Origin of the sequence: Staphylococcus simiae (assembly GCF_002902085.1) — a bacterium.
Taxonomy (GTDB): domain Bacteria; phylum Bacillota; class Bacilli; order Staphylococcales; family Staphylococcaceae; genus Staphylococcus; species Staphylococcus simiae.
The window spans coordinates 1-21,294 of sequence record NZ_PPQR01000132.1 but is presented as its reverse complement, the minus strand read 5'-3'; the positions used below and the strand labels follow the sequence as shown (position 1 = coordinate 21,294).

Below are 21,294 nucleotides of genomic sequence, written 5' to 3'. Positions count from 1 at the left end.
GATCCTCCCTTGAGCACCTAAGCCTAATTTATCATCATACATCACACCGATGTACATACTTTGAACACATATTCACGTGAAGACGATGTACATCATTGTGATTTACTAACTTTTTCATTATAATGCGTAGTTATTCTTTCTAAATTTTAAAGTTATTAATTATGACAAAATGGATAACAATAATAGCTATCAGCAAAAATATATTGCTATAGCCTGCGAAAGAGGTTAATATCGTTAAGATATTATTAACTTTTAAAAGTAGGTGAGGTAATGCAAAGCCATAAGATTAAGACTGCTACAAGTAGGCAATCTTATATTCAAACATCATTGATATTGATGCTATTGTTTGCATCTTGGGGTATATGGTGGTCATTTTTTCAAATTTGGTTAACTTCTGAAGATCAAGGTTTGGGGTTGAATGGTAGTAACGTAGGTTTAATCTTTACAACTAATTCATTTGTCACATTGATTTTCGTCTTCATTTATGGCGTCATTCAAGATAAATTGCAGTTAAAGCGTGGACTATTAATTGTCTGTTCATGCCTATCTACGTTAGTAGCGCCCTTTTTTATTTGGGTCTTTGTTCCTTTGATTCTACATACATTTTGGCTCGGTATCGTTGCTGGTTCTATATTCATATCAAGTGGATTTTTAGCAGCTATAGGTTTATTTGAAGCTGTTAGTGAAAAAATGAGTCGCACTTACCACTTCAATTATGGTCAAGCTCGTGCTTGGGGTACATTTGGCTACGCTATCGTAGCACTCATCGCTGGTTTTACTTTTAATATTAATCCTTACTTAAATTTCTGGTTAGGTTCTGTCCTTGGTCTAGTACTCTTACTTGTTCTTTCGTTATGGAAAACCGAACCACAAACAAGTGATGATTCGGGGAATAATGCAGGCTATGTGGAACCGGTTCCGTCTATAACATCGATGCTTTCCTTATTAAAAGTTAAAGACATTTGGAAAATTATTATTTTCACTATGTTTTCTTGGTCGTTTTATACCATTTTTGAACAACAAATGTTTCCTGAATTTTATACTGACTTATTTTCATCTGTTAGTTTAGGTCATAAAGCATACGGCACAATAAATTCAATTCAAGTATTTTTCGAAGCTATAATGATGGGTGTTGTTCCTTAATCATGCACAAAATTGGAATCAAAAGAACGATATTGATTGGTGTATCAATTATGTTTATACGTATTGGGGTATCTAGTATCATTTCAAGTCCATACAGTGCTTCAGTGATTAAAATGTTTCAAGCTTTAGAAATACCATTTTTTGTCTTACCACTGTTCCGTTATATTACATTACATTTTGATACAAAATTATCTGCAGTTATTTACATGGTTGCATACAACGTCTCTGCACAAGTTGGTCAAGTTATATTATCTAGCCCACTAGGTATCTTAAGAGACCATCTTGGCTATCAACCAACATTTTTCGTTATTGCCATTATCATTTGTAGCGCAGGCATTTTTGGTTACTTCACATTAAGAAAAGACGATGACTACGTTTATGGGGATGCCTTTAATAAATCTAAGTCAGAGTAGTATTGTTTTGGAGAATACATTAGATAGAATTTTCTAAAAGTCGTGTCGTAAATTCCATCTTGCATATTAAATGAAACGATTAAAATCACATACTTGTATTAATGAGAATCTAGTGCATTTTATAAGGTTCGCTATTTTAGATTATGAAATTCCTTTATTCAATACCTATTTCTGTTGCGACAACGTCTTTATCATTATTTTATTTAGAATATGTCATTTTGTGTCAACCGGTTGACATACAATTAACATAACGTTATTCTATTTGAAAGAAAACGTTTTCAAAACAAAAAGGGGTGTTCTTATGAAACACAGTAAAATCGTTGATACATTAAGCAATAAGTCTTATTTACAAAGTTCTTTAATGTTCATGCTGTTCTTTGCATCATGGAGTGTTTGGTGGTCATTTTTCCAAATTTGGTTAACTTCTAGTGATCATGGTTTAGGTTTAAATGGTAATCAAGTTGGTACAATATATGCTGCCAATTCTTTTGCTACACTAATATTGATGTTTATATATGGTGTTATACAAGATAAATTAAAGTTGAAACGTTCGCTATTAATATTTTGTGCAGCATTTTCTACTTTAGTTGGCCCGTTCTTCATTTGGCTATATATACCTTTAATTCAAAATACATATTGGTTAGGTGTCATCGTTGGGGCAATTTTCCTATCATGTGGCTTTTTAGCAGCTGTTGGTGTATATGAGGCAGTTGGTGAAAGATTTAGTCGTTTTTTCAATTTTAATTATGGACAAGCTCGTGCTTGGGGGTCATTTGGTTACGCTGTGATGGCACTTGTAGCTGGTTTTACTTTTGTTATTAATCCATTTTTAAATTTTTGGTTAGGTTCTTTCTTAGGCTTATTATTACTACTAACTTTAATTTTCTGGAAACCCGAAAAAGATATTACACCAGTTAAAGAACATCAAGATATAGATGAAGAAGCCGTTCCATCATTAAAAAATATGGCTTCACTACTTAAAATGAAAGATTTATGGAAAATTATTATCTTCATTATGTTTTCTTGGTCTTTCTATACTATCTTTGACCAACAAATGTTCCCTGAGTTTTATACTCAATTGTTCTCATCACCTAGTGTAGGTCAGCAAACATATGGAACATTAAATTCAGTACAAGTATTTTTAGAAGCAATTATGATGGGTATCGTTCCAATTATTATGTCTAAAATCGGCGTTAGAAATACATTGATGTTAGGTGTAACAGTTATGTTTTTAAGAATCGGCTTATGTGGTATCGCACAAGGTCCTGTCAGTGTATCTTTCATTAAAATGTTTCACGCTTTGGAAGTACCTTTGTTTATTTTACCTATTTTCCGTTATATTACATTACATTTTGATACAAAAATGTCAGCAACCATATACATGGTTGGCTATAATGTTTCAGCACAAATTGGCCAAGTATTTTTATCAAGTCCACTTGGTACATTAAGAGACCATATCGGTTACCAACCAACATTCTTCGTCATCTCATTTATTGTTTTATGTGCTGGAATATTCGCATTTTTCACTTTGAGAAAAGATAATGATTTTGTACATGGAGACCCATTTATTAGACACTAATTAACTTATAGAAAGGTTGTTTTTTATGACTCAATTACCAGCAAAAGTGACCAATCAACGCTATCGCTTAGGTTATCACATCATGCCTAAATCAGGATGGATAAATGATCCCAATGGTTTCTCTTATTACGATGGCTATTACCACATTTTTTATCAACATTACCCTTATGCACCTGAATGGGGACCAATGCATTGGGGTCATGCACGAAGCAAAGATTTAGTTCATTGGGAAACACTGCCCATTGCACTTACTCCCGGTGATATGGAAGATAAAAACGGTTGTTTCTCTGGAACGGCTATTGTTAAAGATGATCAATTATATCTTTTCTATACTGGTCATCATTATTATGAAGATAACGATCCAGATCATTTTTGGCAAAATCAAAATTTAGCTTACAGTAAAGATGGCATTCATTTTACGAAGTATCAAAATAATCCAGTCATTGCTGAACCACCTAGTGATAATACACATCATTTTCGTGATCCAAAGGTTTGGCAACATAACAATCAATATTACATGATTGTTGGTAGCCAAAATGACAATGACTTAGGTAGGATTATTCTTTACCGCTCTGATGATTTACTGAATTGGGAATACTTAGGTCCTGTGGCACAATCAAATGGGCTACTTTCTGAAGGCTATATGTGGGAATGCCCTGACTTTTTTGAATTAGATAACCAATTCGTCTTTTTATTATCACCTCAAGGTATGGAATCAGAAGAAGAACAGTACTTAAATCTATTTCAAAATGGATATATGGTAGGTCAATTTGATTATGAATCCTTCCAATTTAATCACACTCAATTTACCGAATTAGATCATGGTCATGATTTCTATGCACCTCAAACTATGCTAAGTCCTGATGGTAGAAGAATTGTAATTGCCTGGATGGCTATGTGGGAAAGCAACATGCCAGAACAACAAGATGGCTGGTCTGGCGCATTGACACTACCAAGAGAGCTAAAATTAATTGGGCAAAAACTTTATATGCAACCAATTGATGAATTAACACAATTACGTTTAGATGACGGTGTTCATCAACAAATCAACTTATCCAATAAACAATTATTATCACAAGATACGTCTTTTGTTGAATTAAATATTGAAACTGTAGCCGAAGATTTCACAATTGCATTAAACAATTCAGAACATGATTTAATTACTATTCAATATAGTCATAACAATAATAAATTTAAATTATACCGTCATGATTTGGAAGATTATAGATATGCGACAATCGATCCTTGTTCAGATATCAAGTTGCATATCTTTATTGATAAAAGTTCATTAGAATTATTCATTAATAATGGAGAAGCTGTTTTTACAGAACGTTACTATAGTGAGTGTGCACCTGAAGTATGGATGTCTTCACCTCATAACATTGTAGCTCATGTTGATAAATATCATTTAACATCTAGTGCAGTAGACTACGAATAAATATATGAGCGTGTACAATAAATATCTTTTTCTATTTAATATCATATGATTAGCAGTCACTGATTGGATTAAAAATTGTTGATAATCCAACATTTTTAATCCTAATCAGACTTAACCGAGTGGTTGGGACCCATCATCATAAATCCAGGTATGGATTTTTACATGAATGTACAAGATGGGATCTATGAGCCTGGGACAAAATGTATTTCACACTTAAATTTAAGCATTTGGCAGTAACTGTCTGGTTTTCAAAACGTTGATAAATCACCATTTTGAAAACCTAGTCAGTCTTGCCGGGGTGGGACTACGAAATAAATTTTATATAAAATTTATTTCTGTCCCACTCCCTGTCCCACTTTTTTTCTTTGTAATTCTAGATTTTAGTGTCTAAAAAGGCTATGATAAAGTTTAAATATGCTATATCGGAGAGACTATGAATGAAACCAAAATTAGAGGATGTTGCAAATTTAGCAAATGTTTCTAAAACAACTGTATCTCGCGTTTTAAATAATCGTGGTTACTTAAGTCAACAAACGAAAGACAAAGTAGAAAATGCCATGAAACAGCTTAATTATCAACCTAATTCAGCTGCTCGTCAGCTTTACAACCAAAAAACGAACATCATTGGTTTACTATTTCCTACAGTTTCTAACCCCTTTTTCGGAGAATTAATCCATCAATTAGAGACTAAATTATTCGAACAAGGGTATTATGTGATTGTGGGTAATTCTATCAATAACCCAGATAAAGAGGCACATTACATGAATCAACTATTGTCTAATCAAGTAGATGGGTTAATTGTTGGCACGCATAATATTGGTATTGAAGAATATAATCATCTCGATCTTCCAATCGTTGCTATTGATAGAATAATGAATAGTGATATACCGACAGTCCGTTCTGATAACTATAATGGTGGCGTTCAAATTACTCAACGTTTGATAAATAGTGGTATCAAGAAAATTATACATACTAACGGACCAGTCACTATTAATACACCAGCTAATTTAAGACAGCAAGCCTATGAAGACGTGATGTCATCTCATCAACTGACACCAATTACCTATACCATTGACTTTAGTCTAGATTTTGATAGTAAATTACAGTTGTTCAAAAATATTTTCAAAGAGCATCCCGATGTTGAAGGTATCTTTGCTTCTAATGATACAGATGCTATTCAAATATATAATTTGGCACTCGACTTAGGCTATAAAGTTCCAGAAACTTTGAAAATCATCGGGTATGATGGCACAGCAATGATACAATCATTAATGCCTAATTTAACAACTGTTATCCAACCTATCGATGATATTACTACTACAGCCATCCAATTATTAGAACAACGTATGAATAATGAACAGACCAATACCGAGTATGTGTTACCAATTTCTATACACCAAGGTACTACCGGCTAAAATCAATCTAAAAACCCCAAAAAAGCTAGCAAGGGATTAATATAATCCTTCTGCTAGCTTTGTGTTTAGGTTCTCTAAATTTTGGGACTGATAAACAAAAATTGATTAATTTAAAATACGAATATTTTAAAGTCGAGACTCCTGAAGTAGGGACCCAGCAAAGAAAAATTCTGTCACCAGAATTTTCACTATAACGTGCAAGCTGGGTTTCGAGACTTTATAAAATAATGATGTATCAGTCCAATTTGAAAGAGAACCTTTATTGATACGTTTAAGTTATTATATACCTTTATAATATATAGGCTTCATCTATATTACTTAACTTTTTAATCATACTTTGGCTTTGTTCATCTAAGTTGATAACATAGACTGTATTGTCTTGAAGTTTTAATTTATCCACTAAAGTATCCACTGCATTAACTGCTGAATCATCCCACAGTTTTGCTTGTTGAAAATCAAGTGTAATTGTGCGATCTTGTTCATGTAAATCGATTTGATTCATTATTGATTCAACTGATGCAAAGAATACTGGACCTCTCAAGTAATAATATATATTCAAATCTTCTACATGCTTTTCCACTGTTATATGTGAAATTTTCGTAGCAAAGAATAAAGCACTTAAAATAACACCAATCACTACACCTATTGCTAAATTATGTGTTGCAAGCACGATGATAACAGTCAATAACATCACTATAGCATCTGTCTTAGGTGCTTTAACTAAATATTTAAATGACTGCCAATCAAATGTCCCTACTGATACCATCACCATAATACTGGCTAAGATAGGCATAGGAATTTGAACGACAAAGTTTCCTAACACAATTATCATAAACATCAAGACTGCCCCTGCTGTCAATGTCGATAATCTTGTAGTAGCACCAGAGCGCACATTAATCATAGATTGGCCAATCATAGCACACCCACCCATAGCGCCAAACATACCAGAGAAAATATTAGCAATACCTTGACCACGTGATTCTCTATTTTTATTACTTGATGTATCTGTAACGGTATCTATTAATTTTGAAGTTAATAAACTTTCAACTAATCCGACTATAGCCATTGACGCAGAATAAGGTAAAATAATTTTTAATGTGTCCAGATTAAAAGGTACATTAGGAATAACTAATTGTGGTAAGGTACGTTTAATATCACCTAAATCGCCTACAGTATGAACATTAGAACCTGTTGTCATAGATACAATGGTCAATATGATAATTGCGATTAATGGTGCTGGAACCGCTGTAAAATAACGTGGTAATACATAAATAATAAGTAAGGTTACGATGACATATATATAGGTATCTATCGAAATACCAAAAATATGTTCAATTTGTGCCATAAATATCATAATTGCTAAGGCATTAACAAAACCAATCATGACAGAGTTCGGGATAAATTTAATAAGTTGGCCCACTTTAAATATTCCTAATATTAATTGGATAATCCCCATTAAAATCGTAGCAGCAATTAAATAATCTAAACCATAATCTTTGACTAACGGTGTCACAATTAACGCTACGGCACCTGTTGCTGCTGATATCATAGCTGGTCTGCCACCTACAAAGGCGCTGACGACTGCAATAATGAAAGAAGCATATAAACCAATCATCGGATCTACACCTGCAATGATAGAAAAGGCAATGGCTTCTGGTATTAATGCCAGGGCAACGACGATACCTGCTAATATATTGGTCTTAGGGTCTTTAAACCATTCATTTTTTAGTTTGTTGTTCATATTTGCTCCTTTCAAATTGTTATATTTATATGCACATTCATATAAATAACTCATTTTCTCTTATAATCAAAACAAACCTATTCTATCAGGATTCACGATGACTATCTATAGTTAATGTCATTTAAAAAGCAATTCATTAAATCCATCGTCATATATAGACAATCATCTTGCCAACATCAATCCCATAGTTTCAGATTTTACAAACAGTACAACAGCTCGAAACATTACTCGTTTCAAGCTGTCGTCTAGTCATTATTTTATTATGTTATTGTTTATCGTAAGTCTGTAACGTTGCTTCCATAATATTCCATACTTGCTCCACATCAACTTCAGTTGCAAAATAAGCATTCGCATCTTTACCAGTAACACGATTTAAATCTACTGACATTGTGCCATAAGTTAAGTCGCTTTGATGTTCTATATCGATATTCACATGTTGCATTGTAAATACTTCTGGATGCAATAAATATAAAATTGTACATGCATCATGAATGGGTCCACCGTCCATATCAAAATGTTTTTTATAAGTTGATTTGAAAAAGCGTAATAATTCTACTACAAATTGTGCAACATCGTTATCTATATGACTAAAACGCTCAATCACTTGATCAGTTGCTAAAACTTGGTGTGTGACGTCCAAGCCAAAGACATTAATACGTATACCACTATCAAAAACGCGTTTAGCAGCTTCTGCATCTACCCATATATTAAATTCTGCTGTAGGCGTCCAATTGCCGAACGTGCCACCACCCATTAAAGTAATCGAAGCTATATTATCTGCAATGTCAGGTCGACGAATTAACGCTGTAGCAACATTCGTTAAAGGTCCTGTCGCAACGATAGTCACTGGCTCTGGACTAGTTGTAACATGGTTAATAATAACGTCGGCAGCCGCTTGCTTAAGTGGTTCTTTAGCTGGTTTATCTGGAAGTGTTGGACCATCTAAGCCACTGTCACCATGTATTTCAGCTGCAAATGCCGCTTCTTTAATCAACGGTCGATTTGCCCCAACTGCTACATCAATATCATCACGTCCCATTATATCTAGCACGTTCAACGCGTTAGTAGTATTTTTCTCTACTGCTTGGTTTCCCGCAACCGTGGTTACTGCTAATATCTCTAAAGTACTATTTGCCGCTCCAGCTAAAATTAAGGCTATAGCATCATCATGTCCTGGATCACAATCCATAATTATCTTTGTCGACATTACTACAACACACCTTTCCTAAATATTATAAAATTCTATAGTTCATCATAACCTTATCATTGATGTCTTCTTTAATATTTATTGTAAACGTTATTATAATGATACGCATTGTCATTTTCTCTAAAACAAATTCAAAATTTGTAACTTCGTCTAAAAACTACTATATCAATTTAAGTTTTTAGCCATTCATTTTTGACATAAAAATGAGACTATTTGAAATATATCAATGTATCAAATAGTCTCTCATTATGGGGTATGGTATATATTAAGTCTTGGTAGATGACAACTTTCTAATTATTTTAGTTCGTCAGCTTTTGACATAATATCTTTAAGTGTGTGTGCAGAGTGCGCAAATTGTGTGCGTTCTTCTTCATTTAATGGTGTTTCTACAACATTACGAATGCCACCTCTATTGATAACAGCAGGTACGCCAATATATAAATCTTCTTGACCATACTCTCCTTCCAATAAAGCAGAAATTGTTAATACAGCATCTTCATTTCTAAAAATAGCTTCCGTAATTCTAGTTAAGCCCATAGCTACACCATAATATGTGGCACCTTTAGCTTTGATAATATCATAAGCCGCATCTCTAGTTTGAACAAAGATTTGTTCGACTTTTTCTTTTTCTTGTGGACGTTTTTCTAAAATTTCTTTTAGTGGTTGTCCTGCAATATTAGCATGTGACCATACTGCTAATTCAGTATCTCCATGTTCACCAATAATTTGTGCGTGAACACTACTTGGTGCCACATCAAATTCTTCACTTAATAATAATCTGAAACGTGCAGAATCTAAAATTGTTCCTGAACCAATAACACGTTCTTTAGGTAATCCAGAGAATTTCCATGTTGCATAAGAAAGAATATCAACCGGATTTGTAGCTACTAAAAAGATACCATCAAATTGAGATGCCATCACTTCATCTACAATAGATTTAAATATTTTCAAGTTTTTACTTACTAGGTCTAAGCGTGTTTCTCCTGGTTTTTGAGCAGCTCCTGCACAAATAACTACTAAATCTGCATCATGGCAATCACTATACTCACCAGCTTTAACACGAACAGTTGTTGGAGAATAAGGTGTTGCATGTTTTAAATCCATTACATCACCTTTTACTTTTTCAGTATCTAAGTCAATGATCACTAATTCATCAACGATACTTTGGTTAACAAGTGAAAATGCATAACTAGAGCCAACTGCGCCATTTCCGATAAGTACTACTTTATTTCCTTTAAATTGATTCATTTTTTTAAACTCCCTTTAATATTGTTGTCTAAACCCTTGATGGTTTACTATGTCATTTCGTTTAAGGTGTCTTTAACACCTCTAACTTTAACTTATTCTTTCATATTAATAATTAAATAAAAGTTTGTGATTTATTTCACATATAGAATGTAACACGCATATAAATAACGGTCAATTATTAATTGTGATTTATTTCATATTTTTATAATAACTTTACACTTTCTGTAGTTCGTATACATAATTAATTTCAAAAATAAAAGAGATATGACCTTTGTCTGATCATATCTCTTATTGATAGTTTGATTGTTGATGTCTTCATCTTATTAAAAGCGTTTACAAATAATGAATGACTTAACCAAATTATCATTTACTATTTAACATTATTATAGCTCTCTGACACAAGACTTTTTAAAACTATAGTAAAACATCCTATTTTTAATATACATTTAGTTAATTGTATACAATTTTTGCTAAAAAGTAAGGAAATAACAAAAAATGTCATATAATTATCAAACTTTTAGAAATAATTATATTTTTTCGTTTCAAACAATTGAATATGACAATTTTTAGTAGAATAATTGAATTAAACAGATTAAAGGAGGAGTATCATGCTTACAGAACAAGAAAAAGATATTATTAAACAAACGGTGCCATTATTAAAAGATAAAGGAACAGAAATTACATCTATTTTCTATCCTAAAATGTTTAAGGCACATCCTGAACTTTTAAATATGTTCAACCAAACTAACCAAAAGAAAGGAATGCAATCTTCTGCCTTAGCACAAGCAGTAATGGCTGCAGCAGTTAATATTGATAATTTATCAGTTATTAAACCTGTTATTATGCCTGTTGCGCATAAACACTGTGCCTTACAAGTTTATGAAGAGCATTATCCAATCGTGGGGGAAAATTTATTAAAAGCTATCCAAGACGTCACTGGTCTAGAAGAAGACGATCCAGTTATCCAAACTTGGGCTAAAGCTTACGGTGAAATTGCTGACGTCTTTATTCAAATTGAAAAAGAAATCTATGATCAAATGCTATGGATTGGTTTCAAACCTTTCAAAGTTACAAAAATCAAACAAGAATCTGAAGATATTAAATCATTTACAGTTGAATCAGAAGACTATGACTTAAGTCAATTTGAAGCTGGTCAATATATTACTGTAGACGTTTCAAGTGATAAACTTCCATATAGAGCTAAACGTCACTATTCAATCGTTTCAGGCGATAAAAATCACTTAACTTTTGGTGTTAAACGTGATGTGACAACTGAACACGAAGGTGAAGTTTCAACTATTTTACATGATGAAGTTAAAGAAGGAGATATGATTAACTTAGCTGCTCCAGTTGGTGGATTCGTCTTAGAAAACACTGACAAACCACAATTATTCTTAGGATCAGGTATTGGTGTTACACCATTAGTTGCTATGTTTGATGCAGCTACTGCTAAAGGTGCTGATACTCAAATGGTTCAAGTTGCAGCTGATAGCAATCATCTACCATTTAAAGATGAGTTTAACCAAATTGCTAGTCAAAATGACAATGCCAAACTATATACGCACTTAAAAGATGATAGTGGTTACTTAGATGCTGAAGGTATTAAACCATTCTTAGAAAATAACCCTGAAATTTATATTTGTGGCGGTACAAAATTCTTACAATCTATGATTGAAGCACTTAAATCACTTGATTATGATATGAACCATGTTCATTTCGAAACATTCGTACCAAGATTAAGTGTTGAAGTATAATAATTTTAAAAAGAGGTTGGGATGATTTATGAAAGTTAATACACGTTACGTGCAAGTATTTGTACTTTATTTAATTAGTGTTATCACTTCAAATATTGTTACAAATAGCAATAGTTTAATTAAAACACTTGTTCAAACACTTACAGGTTTCACTGTATTTTCAATTGGACTAAGATATTTAACAAAACGCAAACAAAAGAAAGCGTAAGTGAAGACTAAGAGGAGAAGGCGTCGTTGAATGCCCTCTCCTCTTTTTCATATTCAAAATTCAAGAAATCGAACTAATAGAAAATAAATTTCAATTTTTTATCAGTACAATTTATTATAGAGCCATTTATTACTCAGTCATCATGGTTTGATTAAGATATATTCCATGTTGTGGTGTTTCAAATAATTGTAGTTGATACATCTGATTACCTTGTGGTAAATGTTTGTTAAATTCATTCCACAGCCATTGTGCTATATTTTCAGCAGTTGTATTAAATGAAGGCAACGTGTCATTCAGTCGTTGGTGATGTACTTTAGGTTTGATAAATGTTTCATAAATATGATCCATATCATTAAAATCCATAGCCATACCAAAATCATTTATCGGTGATAATACATCTACTTCTAATTCATATAAATGTTGCTGCAAATCTTTAAATTGCGTTGTTGAAAAATATATTCTATTATCACAAATAAATTTGTAACGTTGCTTTAATACAACTTCTCCACCTTTGTATTGAAAATGTTGTGGTGCTGTCAGATGATCGAATTGAGTCATATTATTATCCACCTTTTTAACTTTATAAGTATATTCTATACCTCTTTTATGTTTTTAGTTATTATTTTAGGTAATCTTAATATTAAGACATCTATTAAATTTAGAAAGGAAGATAGCAATGACTGTTGATATTGAACGCATTTATGACCATAAGCAAGAACAAGGTGTAGTACGTGTATTGGTAGATAGAGTTTGGCCACGAGGTATTTCTAAAGAAAAGGCACAGTTAGACCATTGGTTAAAAGATGTAGGCCCTACAACTGAGTTACGTAAATGGTTTAATCATGATCCCCAACGTTTTCAAGCATTCAAGGAAAAGTATGAGCAAGAGTTACATCAAAATGACGATCAGAAGGCTGCTTTTAAAGAGCTTCAAGATATTGTTAACAATAATGAACATGTGTTATTACTATACGCAGCAAAAGATGAACAATACAATCAAGCCGTTGTGCTACAACAACTATTAACAGAGTAAATGAATGAACATTAATCATAGTGCAACCATACACTGTTGCAATTGACTGTTGAAAGATGACTATTTCTTAACGTGTCCTGCGACATAGCCATAGTGTATGATAGAGATTCAAATGACTATGGTGAGTAGCATGATTCAACTCAACTTGTCACGATTCAACACGATTTACAAACTATTTTCACAAAATAATTCAGATTAGTTTATGATGTAAATAATAATAAATTTATGGAGTTGATAACATGAGAATAAATGTTTTGCAACATACACCAAATGAAGGTATAGGGTTTATTCGTGATTGGGCTAAGGACAACGGACATGATATTTATATTTATCATCCTTATTTTTATAACGGCATTTTACCAAGTGCTCAAGATACGGATCTGCTTATCATTCTAGGTGGTCCAATGAGTCCGAATGATTCATATGATTGGATTGTTGAAGAAAGAGAGTTAATCAGAACTTTATTAACAGAGAACAAACCTATATTTGGTGCTTGTTTTGGTGCGCAACAAATAACGAAAGCACTAGGTTATACTGTAACTAAATCCCCCGTTAAAGAAGTAGGATGGGATACAGTCTATCTTAAAACAGATACTATTCCAGATATACCACAACAATTGACAGCGTTACATTGGCATGAAGACATGTTCCAAATTCCTAACAATGCAAAATTGTTATTTTCAAGTGACCATTTAACTAATCAAGGTTTCCTATTAAATGATAACGTGATTGGCTTGCAATTCCATTTTGAACCAGGACCTTTTGAAGTTAAAGAAATTGTGACGAATGATTTCTCTTATGTCGTTGATTCTGTATTAAGTCAAACACCTCAAGACATTATTAATCATGAAGTACCAGAAGAAAATAAAAAAGTGATGTATACATTATTAGATTATATTGTTAGTAGCTAAGATTAATGTGGAAATTGTCTGACACATACTCTTTTTTCAATCGTGTTGCAACGATGCATAAGTTATATCCTTTACAACTAATACACAAAGAAGACCTGGACAAAAATATTTCACACTGAAATTCAAACATTTGGCAGTAACTGTCTGGTTTGTATAATGTTGATAAATCAACGTTTTACAAACCTAGTCAGTCTTGCCGGGGTGGGCTTACGACATAAATTTTATATAAAATTTATGTCTGCCCCACTCCCTCTTTTTATACTGACTAACTATTTATACGCTGTTTTAATTTCTCATTATGCTAAAACTTTTCATATTCATACTACTTTTAGTCGATACCACAGTAATCCTATAAATGCTGACATTGCACATAAAATAAATAATAGACTACTGTGATGATTAATTAAATATCCACCTATCATTGACCCTAAGGTAATTCCAACATACATTGCAGTTTGATTCCATGCCATGACACTACCTGAAAATGTAGCATGTCGTTTAGCAATAAATGATTGGTACGCTGAAAATATTAAGTAGCCACTAAATGCCCAAATTGATAGCATTGGCATCAATAACACCGGCATTTTAATAATTAAACTAAGTACAATCAACACAATCCCTAAAGCCGTCATTCCTATTTTAATGACTTTATCATTACCTAATTTATCTGCAAGCCATCCTCCAGATAAACTTCCTATTAACGCGCCAACGCCATAAAACGTAAAGGCGACACTTATCATCACAGTAGTTAAGCCAGTGACATTATTGAAGATTGTTCCTAAGAACGTGTAGACACCATATACTGCCAATGCCCAAAACATTGTGACAGCAACATCAATCACCATATGTTTAAATGCCATTAAATCCATGTTAGGTTTTTCCATTTGTTTAATAATATTAGGAAGCACTACACTATTTAGTAAACTTAAAATGACTGTACTTATAGCTAATAAGATAAATACAGTTCTCCAATGCGTGGCACTCGCAATTAGATTTCCAATAGGCGCACCTACCCAAATTGCTGTTAAAAATCCTGACGTAGCAATAGATAAATAAAGACCATTTTTCTTTTGCGGTGCTAAGTCACCTGTAATAGCAAACACTGAGGAAGTAATCATAGCTGCTGAACCTCCAGCAAAGATACGACTAAGTAAAATGGTTAAATATGATCCAGAGATATATGTTATGCCATTAGCAATAGCGAATAATAGCAATCCAACAATAATATTACGTTTTTTCCCCCAATGATCTGCCAATATACCAAATATAGGTGCCGTCACTGCATAAATAATTGCAAATGACGTTACAATCCAACTAGCTTGTTGAGACGATATACCAAAGTCTTCAGTCATTGATGGTAGCAATGGTGAGACAACAAATAAGTCGGTACCGACAAAGAATAATGTTAACCATGCAACTACAAGTTGATATTGACTTGTTCTTAAGTGTTTCATTTTTCTAACCTTCTTTAAATATATGTTTACTTTAAGTGTATGACGATATCGTATTGCTTTCAACCCATTGAAAATGTACAAATATTTACTTTTACATAGCAAAGTTCTACAATAATAGTTGTGAATTTATTTGAACAATACATAGAAAGAGAGCGTGTTTTACCTTGAAATTCCTCAGATTTGCAACTGTACTTGCCGCATCTACATTAGCATTAACAGCATGTGGCTCATCCCATTCTTCAGATAAAGATTTAAATGTATCTTTACCACTTAAGACGAAATCTATTGCACCTTATGAAACAGATGTTCCAGTTAAAATTGGTGCCGCAGAGTCTTTATTTAAAACAGATAAAAATGGAGATATTAAAAAAGTATTAGTTAAATCATATAAACAACCTAACCCTAATACATTAGATATTGAATTAAAAGACAATATTAAATTTCAAAATGGTCATAAATTAACAGCTGAAAAAGTGAAAAACAGTCTAGAAAATAGTATAAACAAAAGTGACTTAGTCAAATATTCATTACCAATCAAAGACATTTCAGCTAAAGGTCAACATTTAACGATTACAACTAAAGAAGCATATCCTGAATTAGTTTCAGAACTGGCTAATCCATTTATGGCAATATATGATACTGATGCCAAAACAGATGTTAACAAAGAACCTATTGGTACTGGACCTTATCAAATTAAAGATTATAAACAATCACAAAAAATTTCATTATCTAAATACGATCATTATTGGCAAGGCCAACCAAAATTAAATCATATTACAGTGACTTATCAAGAAGATGGTAATAACCGAGTACGTAATCTTGAATCTAATAAAGTTGATTTAATTACTGACGTACCTGTTGATAAAGTTAAGGATATCGATCATAACAGTGATTTAAAAACAACAAAAGAATCTGGCTTTAGAACATCCCTACTAATGTATAACCAAACAAGCGATAAAATGACTCAAAATACACGCCAAGCATTAGACAAATTGATAGATAGAAAAGGTATTGCCGAACATATTTATCAAGGATACGCTAAACCAGCTACTGGTCCATTTAATGACAAACTAAAATTTATTAAAGAACCATCATTATCATCACAAGATATTAATGAAGCTAAAAAACTATTAGCAAAAGAAGGTTATTCTGCTAAACATCCACTTAAAATTCGTTTAGTAACTTATGATGGTCGCCCTGAGTTACCAAAAATTGCACAAGTATTACAATCAGATGCTAAAAAAGCAAATGTAGATATAGATATTAAAAAAGTAGATGATATTGAAGGTTATTTAAAAGATAAATCACAATGGGATGCTACAATGTATAGTTTTGGAACTATTCCACGTGGAGATACTGGCTACTTCTTTAATCAAGCTTATAAAAAAGATGGTGCAATTAATAAAGGTGACTATCATAATGACAAAGTAGCAGCGTTAATTGATAAATTAAATACAACTGTAGATAAAAATGAACGTCATCAAATTTCTAATGAAATTATTAAACAATCAACTAAAGATATTCCTAGCAGCTATATTGCTTATAACGATCAAATCGTCGCTGCACATAAAAATGTTAAAAATTATCAAGTAACACCTGAAGGCATATACTTAATAGACTATAAAACAACAAAAGAAAAATAACTCACACATAGTATGACAAAATCACTAAAAGAATTTATATTCTTTTGGTGATTTTGGCTCATTGTCAAATTTGGTTGATGTATAAATTTCGAATCGAATTTCATCAATTTAAGTCACTTATCCCCTCCATTACATTTTCAAAAATAATGGAGTTTTTTTTAATTTTTATTAAAGATTTTATGCTATTTGGTCTTGATTTTGCTTTTTACCAAAAAGTTTATATGTGATTAATATTCTATTTCTAAAGTTATAGAAGTTTCTGAAACCATAGGCTACTCGCTTAAGTACTTTGATATTATTATTCATGGCTTCAATAGCTCCATTGGAACGTGTTGGATGATTCAATGTATTGATAATTTCTGGAAGGTAGTCTTTAAAACTATTAATCACTCTCTTTAATCCTCCATTGATATCTGTGTTGTTTAAATCTTGATTAATTTGTTCAACGAACAAATCTGACTTATGATGCATAATTAATGCACGAAGACGATTGACTTGTATATAAACTTCTTTTAGCTCAGGAACCTGATTTAAAATATAGTTGACGATGGATTGTTGCGATTCTAAGCCTTTAAACAAACGTTGATAACTATAATTAATAGCATCTAGATCTTCTGAAGGTTTAAGTATGAGTTTCCAAAACTTCTTAAGTTTCCTATATAATCGAGAATTGCTTGTTTTAAGTTGATTCATCAAGCGGATACGAACTCGATTGAGTTCACGATTTAATGCTTGGATTAAATGAAAACGATCAAGGATAATCTTCGCATTCGGAAATAATTGTTTAAATAAATCAATATAGGGCCGTTGCATATCCATAGTTACAGTTTTAACTTTTCTTCTAGATTTTCTATCAAATCTTATAAAATAATCAAATAATGCTTGTTTCTTTCGATTAGGCAAAATATCGATAATTTCATGTGTATCACTATCACAAAATATAAAGCTCATTTTACCATCTACACATTTAACACTTTTAAACTCATCAACCATAATATGTTCAGGTAAATCATTGAGTGGTCTTAACTTGATACTTTCGGCATATTGATTGATATAACGAATGACGGATGTTGTACTCACTTGATATTCACGAGCGATACCTTTACAAGCTCGAGGCTCTTCGCATTGTGCTATCAGTTTAAAAATTAATTTATTAGAGAAATGACAATGTCTCTTAACATAACTCGTTTGGGCAACAAATGATGAATGACATTGACGACAGAAAAAACGTTGTTTATGTAGTTCTAAAAAAACATGGTGTCCCTTGATTACTTAATAATTTAACCATTGTTTTACGTTTACCATTTTTAACAATGGTATAGGCTTCATTCACAGCACCACAGTGCTCACAAGCGTCAGGCACATAAGTTAATGTACCTTTATAAATCAAAGTTCTCACTAAATTCATATAAACTTCTTCAACGTCATCTTCAAATATAATGTATTTCCCTTTATAATCTAATGTTTTTATAATATTATTAGACATAGGCGCAATCCCTCTCTTTCTTTAGTTGTGGTGACTTAAATGATAGGGTATTGTACCCTTTTTTTTTAAAAAATTCGGTTGGTAAGATAACTTTCAAATTATCTTATCAACCGAATTTATTATAGAGCCAAAATATAAAGATACACTTCCGTTTAAGTATGTGAGTACACATAAATGGAAGTGTGTTTCTTATAGTTAACAAATATAGTACTTTTAACATTAATTATTATTACATTCAAACTACAGTTACTACATTAAAATAGATTTTCAAATTCTTTTATACGATTTTTTTCATATTTATTAAAATTAAATATAGTAGTAGGAAATTCATTACGAATCAATTTTTCCATACCATCTACTAATCCTTCTTCAGAATCTTCAACTAGTATTATGTCCGTATCTTTTAAAAATTGTGTAGTTGTTGCAAGATTAACTGAAATTACAGGGGTTTTAACAAACATACTTTCATAGACAACTAAACCTAACCCTTCGTAATAAGAAGAAAGAACAAAGGCATCTACTTTACTAAGTAATGGGTAAGGATTATTCATTCGGTCAAAAACAGTAATAGCTTCGCTAGCCTTACTTCGGTTTACTTGGTCTAAGGTTTGGTCTTTAATCGGGCCATATGAAGCAAGTATATATAATCTCGTATTATTATTTTTTTCATATACCTTTTCAAAAGCTCTAATTAATCTATCATGTCCTTTTTGTTGATCAAATCTACCGATATTGAAAAACACTTTAATATTAGGGTCTTCAAGTTCTTTTAATATTTCCATCTTTCTCAGGCCAAAATCTTCTTTAAATAATTCTAAACTGTCGTTTAAAGAAATGCTTTCTCGATTAATAATTTGTGGATTAACTTTTTTAAAGTAATTTTTGATATATTGTTGGATACTATGGTAGTTTCGCAGAAAATATGAATTGTTAATTTCTCTATTAAATAACTTTATCATTAAGTTAATACACTTTTCCCTATTATTAATAACCCTTACAAAGTCATTAGTAACTTCATTACCATATACTGTTTTTATATACGACAACTGTAACTCTTGTTGTAACTCTTTATTTTTCATTAAATGTTGTCTTTGATATCTATGTTTAGCGTATTTTGCAATTGGATTTCTTTTAAATAGTTCTATCGATTCTTGTATCAGAGTATCTTTTGACAGATTATCATCAATATAAGTAGCTTCTAATATATCAAATAAGTTACTTTTAGATTTTCTAAAACTTCTAAAATGAAATCTAACTTTAAGAAATGTATCTATAAAATCTTCTTTAAGTAATTCATTTATTCTATTAATACCTAAGAAATTATTAGCCACTGAAATATTCTTTAATTCATATGAAAAATTATCAGTAAAACCTTGTTTAAGATTTTCGTTTACTAAAACTAATTCATCAGCATGTTGCCATGCATCAGAAACTAAATTTTTATTATAGTTTTTCTTGTTTTTATAATCTTCAAACATATCAGTATGAACATATATCATTGTTTTGGTACCAAGATTTTTAAGGAAGACTACATACTCAGAATACTTACTTTCAAATCCAGTATAATGAATATAAAAATCAGGAATATTACGACCAAAAACTCTTTGTATTTCTCTATTTTGTATTTTTGTAAGATTATTTGAAAATCCTGCTGAATTACCTTCTTTTTCATATTTTTTATGTAATTGCTTTTCTGAAGGAGTTAAAATTCTAACACCTTCTATTGGATATAGCTTCACATTATCAGGTAACATTCTTAAGTTTTCTTCCCCAGACTTATTAATAGCTTTTTTTTCAAAGCAAACAATATAATTTCTTTTATCGGTATCTATATTTTTTAGTAAATTTTTTAGAGCAGCTGTAATACCTGTATCCCACATTGGTCCAACAAACATGTATACATTCGGTTTATTATTATAATTATTGTATAATTGAATATTTTTATTAGGTTTATTAGATAGCATATGTTCAATAACTTCTTGAGCACCTTTTTTAGAATCATTCAAACAAAATCGTTTAATAAAATTTGAATAATCCACTTTTTCTTCGGTATTAATAAAATCTATAACCTCATTAATATCATTTGTAATATTAAATGGATAATCTGTGATATCTTCATATACTCCTCGTGAAGATAAATACTCATGATAATCATAAGTAAACAAAATTATTTTTTTATTTTGACTAGCAAAATCGTACATTATTGATGAATAATCTGTAATTAATCCATCTACTGAACTCATAAAATCATATATATCATATGTGTCTGGGAATGGTAATACTTTTTCACCTTCAAATTTGAAGTTTTTTGTTATCATAGAATGTAATTTATAAAATACTATTACATCATCAGGTAACTTTTGTTCTAAGCTTGTAAGTATGTTTTCCTCGGTAAAGTTTATGTTTTTATCTTTTTTATTTCCTCTCCAAGTAGGCATATAAATATAAACTTTTTTGTTATTTAAATCTAATTCTTTTTTTATTTCCCCTCCTCTTTTCTCATCAAATAATAAAGAATTTCTAGGTGAAGGAGCTATATATACATTATTTTTTAATACATCATTTAAGTCTAAACTTTTTAATAATTTATCAGCTGTATACTCATTAGAAAAGTATAATCT

At 31.4% G+C, this 21,294-nt stretch carries 16 protein-coding genes and 1 pseudogene; 9 read left to right on the top strand and 8 right to left on the bottom strand.

Annotated features, from left to right (window positions below; translation table 11 throughout):
- The first annotated feature begins 270 nt into the window (after positions 1-270).
- The 4 genes and pseudogenes from CD113_RS11690 (at position 271) to CD113_RS11675 (ending at position 5,988) form a co-directional block, all read left to right on the top strand.
- A pseudogene (locus tag CD113_RS11690) lies at positions 271-1,556 on the top strand (oligosaccharide MFS transporter).
- Positions 1,557-1,857: 301 nt separating this feature from the next.
- The gene (locus CD113_RS11685) at positions 1,858-3,135 is read left to right on the top strand and encodes an MFS transporter (RefSeq protein ID WP_002461628.1); all 1,278 of its coding nucleotides are present in this window, start codon (positions 1,858-1,860) and stop codon (positions 3,133-3,135) included.
- A 25-nt stretch (positions 3,136-3,160) separates the two neighbouring features.
- A complete protein-coding gene (locus CD113_RS11680) occupies positions 3,161-4,573 on the top strand; it encodes a glycoside hydrolase family 32 protein (protein WP_002461629.1) in 1,413 nt (470 codons plus the stop codon).
- A 437-nt stretch (positions 4,574-5,010) separates the two neighbouring features.
- Positions 5,011-5,988 (top strand): LacI family DNA-binding transcriptional regulator, encoded by a 978-nt coding sequence (locus CD113_RS11675; protein WP_002462581.1) that lies wholly within the window; start codon positions 5,011-5,013, stop codon positions 5,986-5,988.
- Positions 5,989-6,277: 289 nt separating this feature from the next.
- Here the strand turns inward: CD113_RS11675 and CD113_RS11670 are convergent, their stop codons facing one another.
- From CD113_RS11670 to CD113_RS11660, 3 genes are all read right to left on the bottom strand, one after another.
- Positions 6,278-7,729, bottom strand: coding sequence for a SulP family inorganic anion transporter (locus CD113_RS11670; RefSeq protein ID WP_040801522.1), 1,452 nt, complete (start codon positions 7,727-7,729; stop codon positions 6,278-6,280).
- A 265-nt stretch (positions 7,730-7,994) separates the two neighbouring features.
- Positions 7,995-8,936, bottom strand: a complete 942-nt coding sequence (locus CD113_RS11665) for a nucleoside hydrolase (RefSeq protein ID WP_002462579.1) — start codon at positions 8,934-8,936, stop codon at positions 7,995-7,997.
- Positions 8,937-9,230: 294 nt separating this feature from the next.
- Positions 9,231-10,184: an L-lactate dehydrogenase gene (locus tag CD113_RS11660; protein ID WP_002462578.1), complete on the bottom strand. Its 954-nt coding sequence runs from the start codon at positions 10,182-10,184 to the stop codon at positions 9,231-9,233.
- 608 nt (positions 10,185-10,792) lie between these two features.
- Between CD113_RS11660 and CD113_RS11655 the strand changes: the two genes are divergently transcribed.
- Both CD113_RS11655 and CD113_RS11650 read left to right on the top strand, forming a co-directional pair.
- Positions 10,793-11,938, top strand: coding sequence for a globin domain-containing protein (locus CD113_RS11655; RefSeq protein WP_002462577.1), 1,146 nt, complete (start codon positions 10,793-10,795; stop codon positions 11,936-11,938).
- Positions 11,939-11,966: 28 nt separating this feature from the next.
- Complete coding sequence (locus CD113_RS11650; RefSeq protein WP_002462576.1) at positions 11,967-12,146, top strand: hypothetical protein; 180 nt, start codon at positions 11,967-11,969, stop codon at positions 12,144-12,146.
- Between the two features lie 129 nt (positions 12,147-12,275).
- Here CD113_RS11650 and CD113_RS11645 read toward each other — a convergent pair whose 3' ends face one another.
- The gene (locus tag CD113_RS11645) at positions 12,276-12,704 is read right to left on the bottom strand and encodes a 6-pyruvoyl trahydropterin synthase family protein (RefSeq protein ID WP_002462575.1); all 429 of its coding nucleotides are present in this window, start codon (positions 12,702-12,704) and stop codon (positions 12,276-12,278) included.
- Positions 12,705-12,822: 118 nt separating this feature from the next.
- On the opposite strand from CD113_RS11645, the gene CD113_RS11640 reads away from it, so the two are divergent.
- Both CD113_RS11640 and CD113_RS11635 read left to right on the top strand, forming a co-directional pair.
- Positions 12,823-13,179 (top strand): DUF488 domain-containing protein, encoded by a 357-nt coding sequence (locus CD113_RS11640; RefSeq protein WP_002462574.1) that lies wholly within the window; start codon positions 12,823-12,825, stop codon positions 13,177-13,179.
- A 239-nt stretch (positions 13,180-13,418) separates the two neighbouring features.
- Positions 13,419-14,090, top strand: a complete 672-nt coding sequence (locus tag CD113_RS11635; RefSeq protein ID WP_002462573.1) for a type 1 glutamine amidotransferase — start codon at positions 13,419-13,421, stop codon at positions 14,088-14,090.
- A 317-nt stretch (positions 14,091-14,407) separates the two neighbouring features.
- On the opposite strand, the gene CD113_RS11630 is transcribed toward CD113_RS11635, so the two are convergent.
- On the bottom strand, positions 14,408-15,544 hold the full coding sequence (locus CD113_RS11630; RefSeq protein ID WP_002462572.1) for an MFS transporter: 1,137 nt from the start codon (positions 15,542-15,544) through the stop codon (positions 14,408-14,410).
- Between the two features lie 164 nt (positions 15,545-15,708).
- On the opposite strand from CD113_RS11630, the gene nikA reads away from it, so the two are divergent.
- Entirely contained in the window at positions 15,709-17,187 is a 1,479-nt protein-coding gene (nikA, locus tag CD113_RS11625; RefSeq protein WP_002462571.1) for a nickel ABC transporter substrate-binding protein, read from the top strand.
- A gap of 177 nt (positions 17,188-17,364) precedes the next feature.
- Here the strand turns inward: nikA and CD113_RS11620 are convergent, their stop codons facing one another.
- The 3 genes from CD113_RS11620 to CD113_RS11610 all read right to left on the bottom strand — a co-directional run.
- Positions 17,365-18,456: an ISL3 family transposase gene (locus CD113_RS11620; protein ID WP_142380913.1), complete on the bottom strand. Its 1,092-nt coding sequence runs from the start codon at positions 18,454-18,456 to the stop codon at positions 17,365-17,367.
- A complete protein-coding gene (locus CD113_RS11615) occupies positions 18,422-18,673 on the bottom strand; it encodes a hypothetical protein (protein WP_002464233.1) in 252 nt (83 codons plus the stop codon). Before CD113_RS11615 ends, CD113_RS11620 begins: the two co-directional genes overlap by 35 nt.
- A 254-nt stretch (positions 18,674-18,927) precedes the next feature.
- Positions 18,928-21,294, bottom strand: a 2,367-nt coding sequence (locus CD113_RS11610) for a CDP-glycerol glycerophosphotransferase family protein (RefSeq protein ID WP_103262362.1), incomplete at its 5' end; no start/stop codon positions are given.

Coding starts and splice junctions, on each gene's coding strand:
- CD113_RS11685 (WP_002461628.1), top strand. CDS start 1,858: ATGAAACACAGTAAAATCGTTGATACATTAAGCAATAAGTCTTATTTA.
- CD113_RS11680 (WP_002461629.1), top strand. CDS start 3,161: ATGACTCAATTACCAGCAAAAGTGACCAATCAACGCTATCGCTTAGGT.
- CD113_RS11675 (WP_002462581.1), top strand. CDS start 5,011: ATGAAACCAAAATTAGAGGATGTTGCAAATTTAGCAAATGTTTCTAAA.
- CD113_RS11670 (WP_040801522.1), bottom strand. CDS start 7,729: ATGAACAACAAACTAAAAAATGAATGGTTTAAAGACCCTAAGACCAAT.
- CD113_RS11665 (WP_002462579.1), bottom strand. CDS start 8,936: ATGTCGACAAAGATAATTATGGATTGTGATCCAGGACATGATGATGCT.
- CD113_RS11660 (WP_002462578.1), bottom strand. CDS start 10,184: ATGAATCAATTTAAAGGAAATAAAGTAGTACTTATCGGAAATGGCGCA.
- CD113_RS11655 (WP_002462577.1), top strand. CDS start 10,793: ATGCTTACAGAACAAGAAAAAGATATTATTAAACAAACGGTGCCATTA.
- CD113_RS11650 (WP_002462576.1), top strand. CDS start 11,967: ATGAAAGTTAATACACGTTACGTGCAAGTATTTGTACTTTATTTAATT.
- CD113_RS11645 (WP_002462575.1), bottom strand. CDS start 12,704: ATGACTCAATTCGATCATCTGACAGCACCACAACATTTTCAATACAAA.
- CD113_RS11640 (WP_002462574.1), top strand. CDS start 12,823: ATGACTGTTGATATTGAACGCATTTATGACCATAAGCAAGAACAAGGT.
- CD113_RS11635 (WP_002462573.1), top strand. CDS start 13,419: ATGAGAATAAATGTTTTGCAACATACACCAAATGAAGGTATAGGGTTT.
- CD113_RS11630 (WP_002462572.1), bottom strand. CDS start 15,544: ATGAAACACTTAAGAACAAGTCAATATCAACTTGTAGTTGCATGGTTA.
- CD113_RS11615 (WP_002464233.1), bottom strand. CDS start 18,673: ATGTCTAATAATATTATAAAAACATTAGATTATAAAGGGAAATACATT.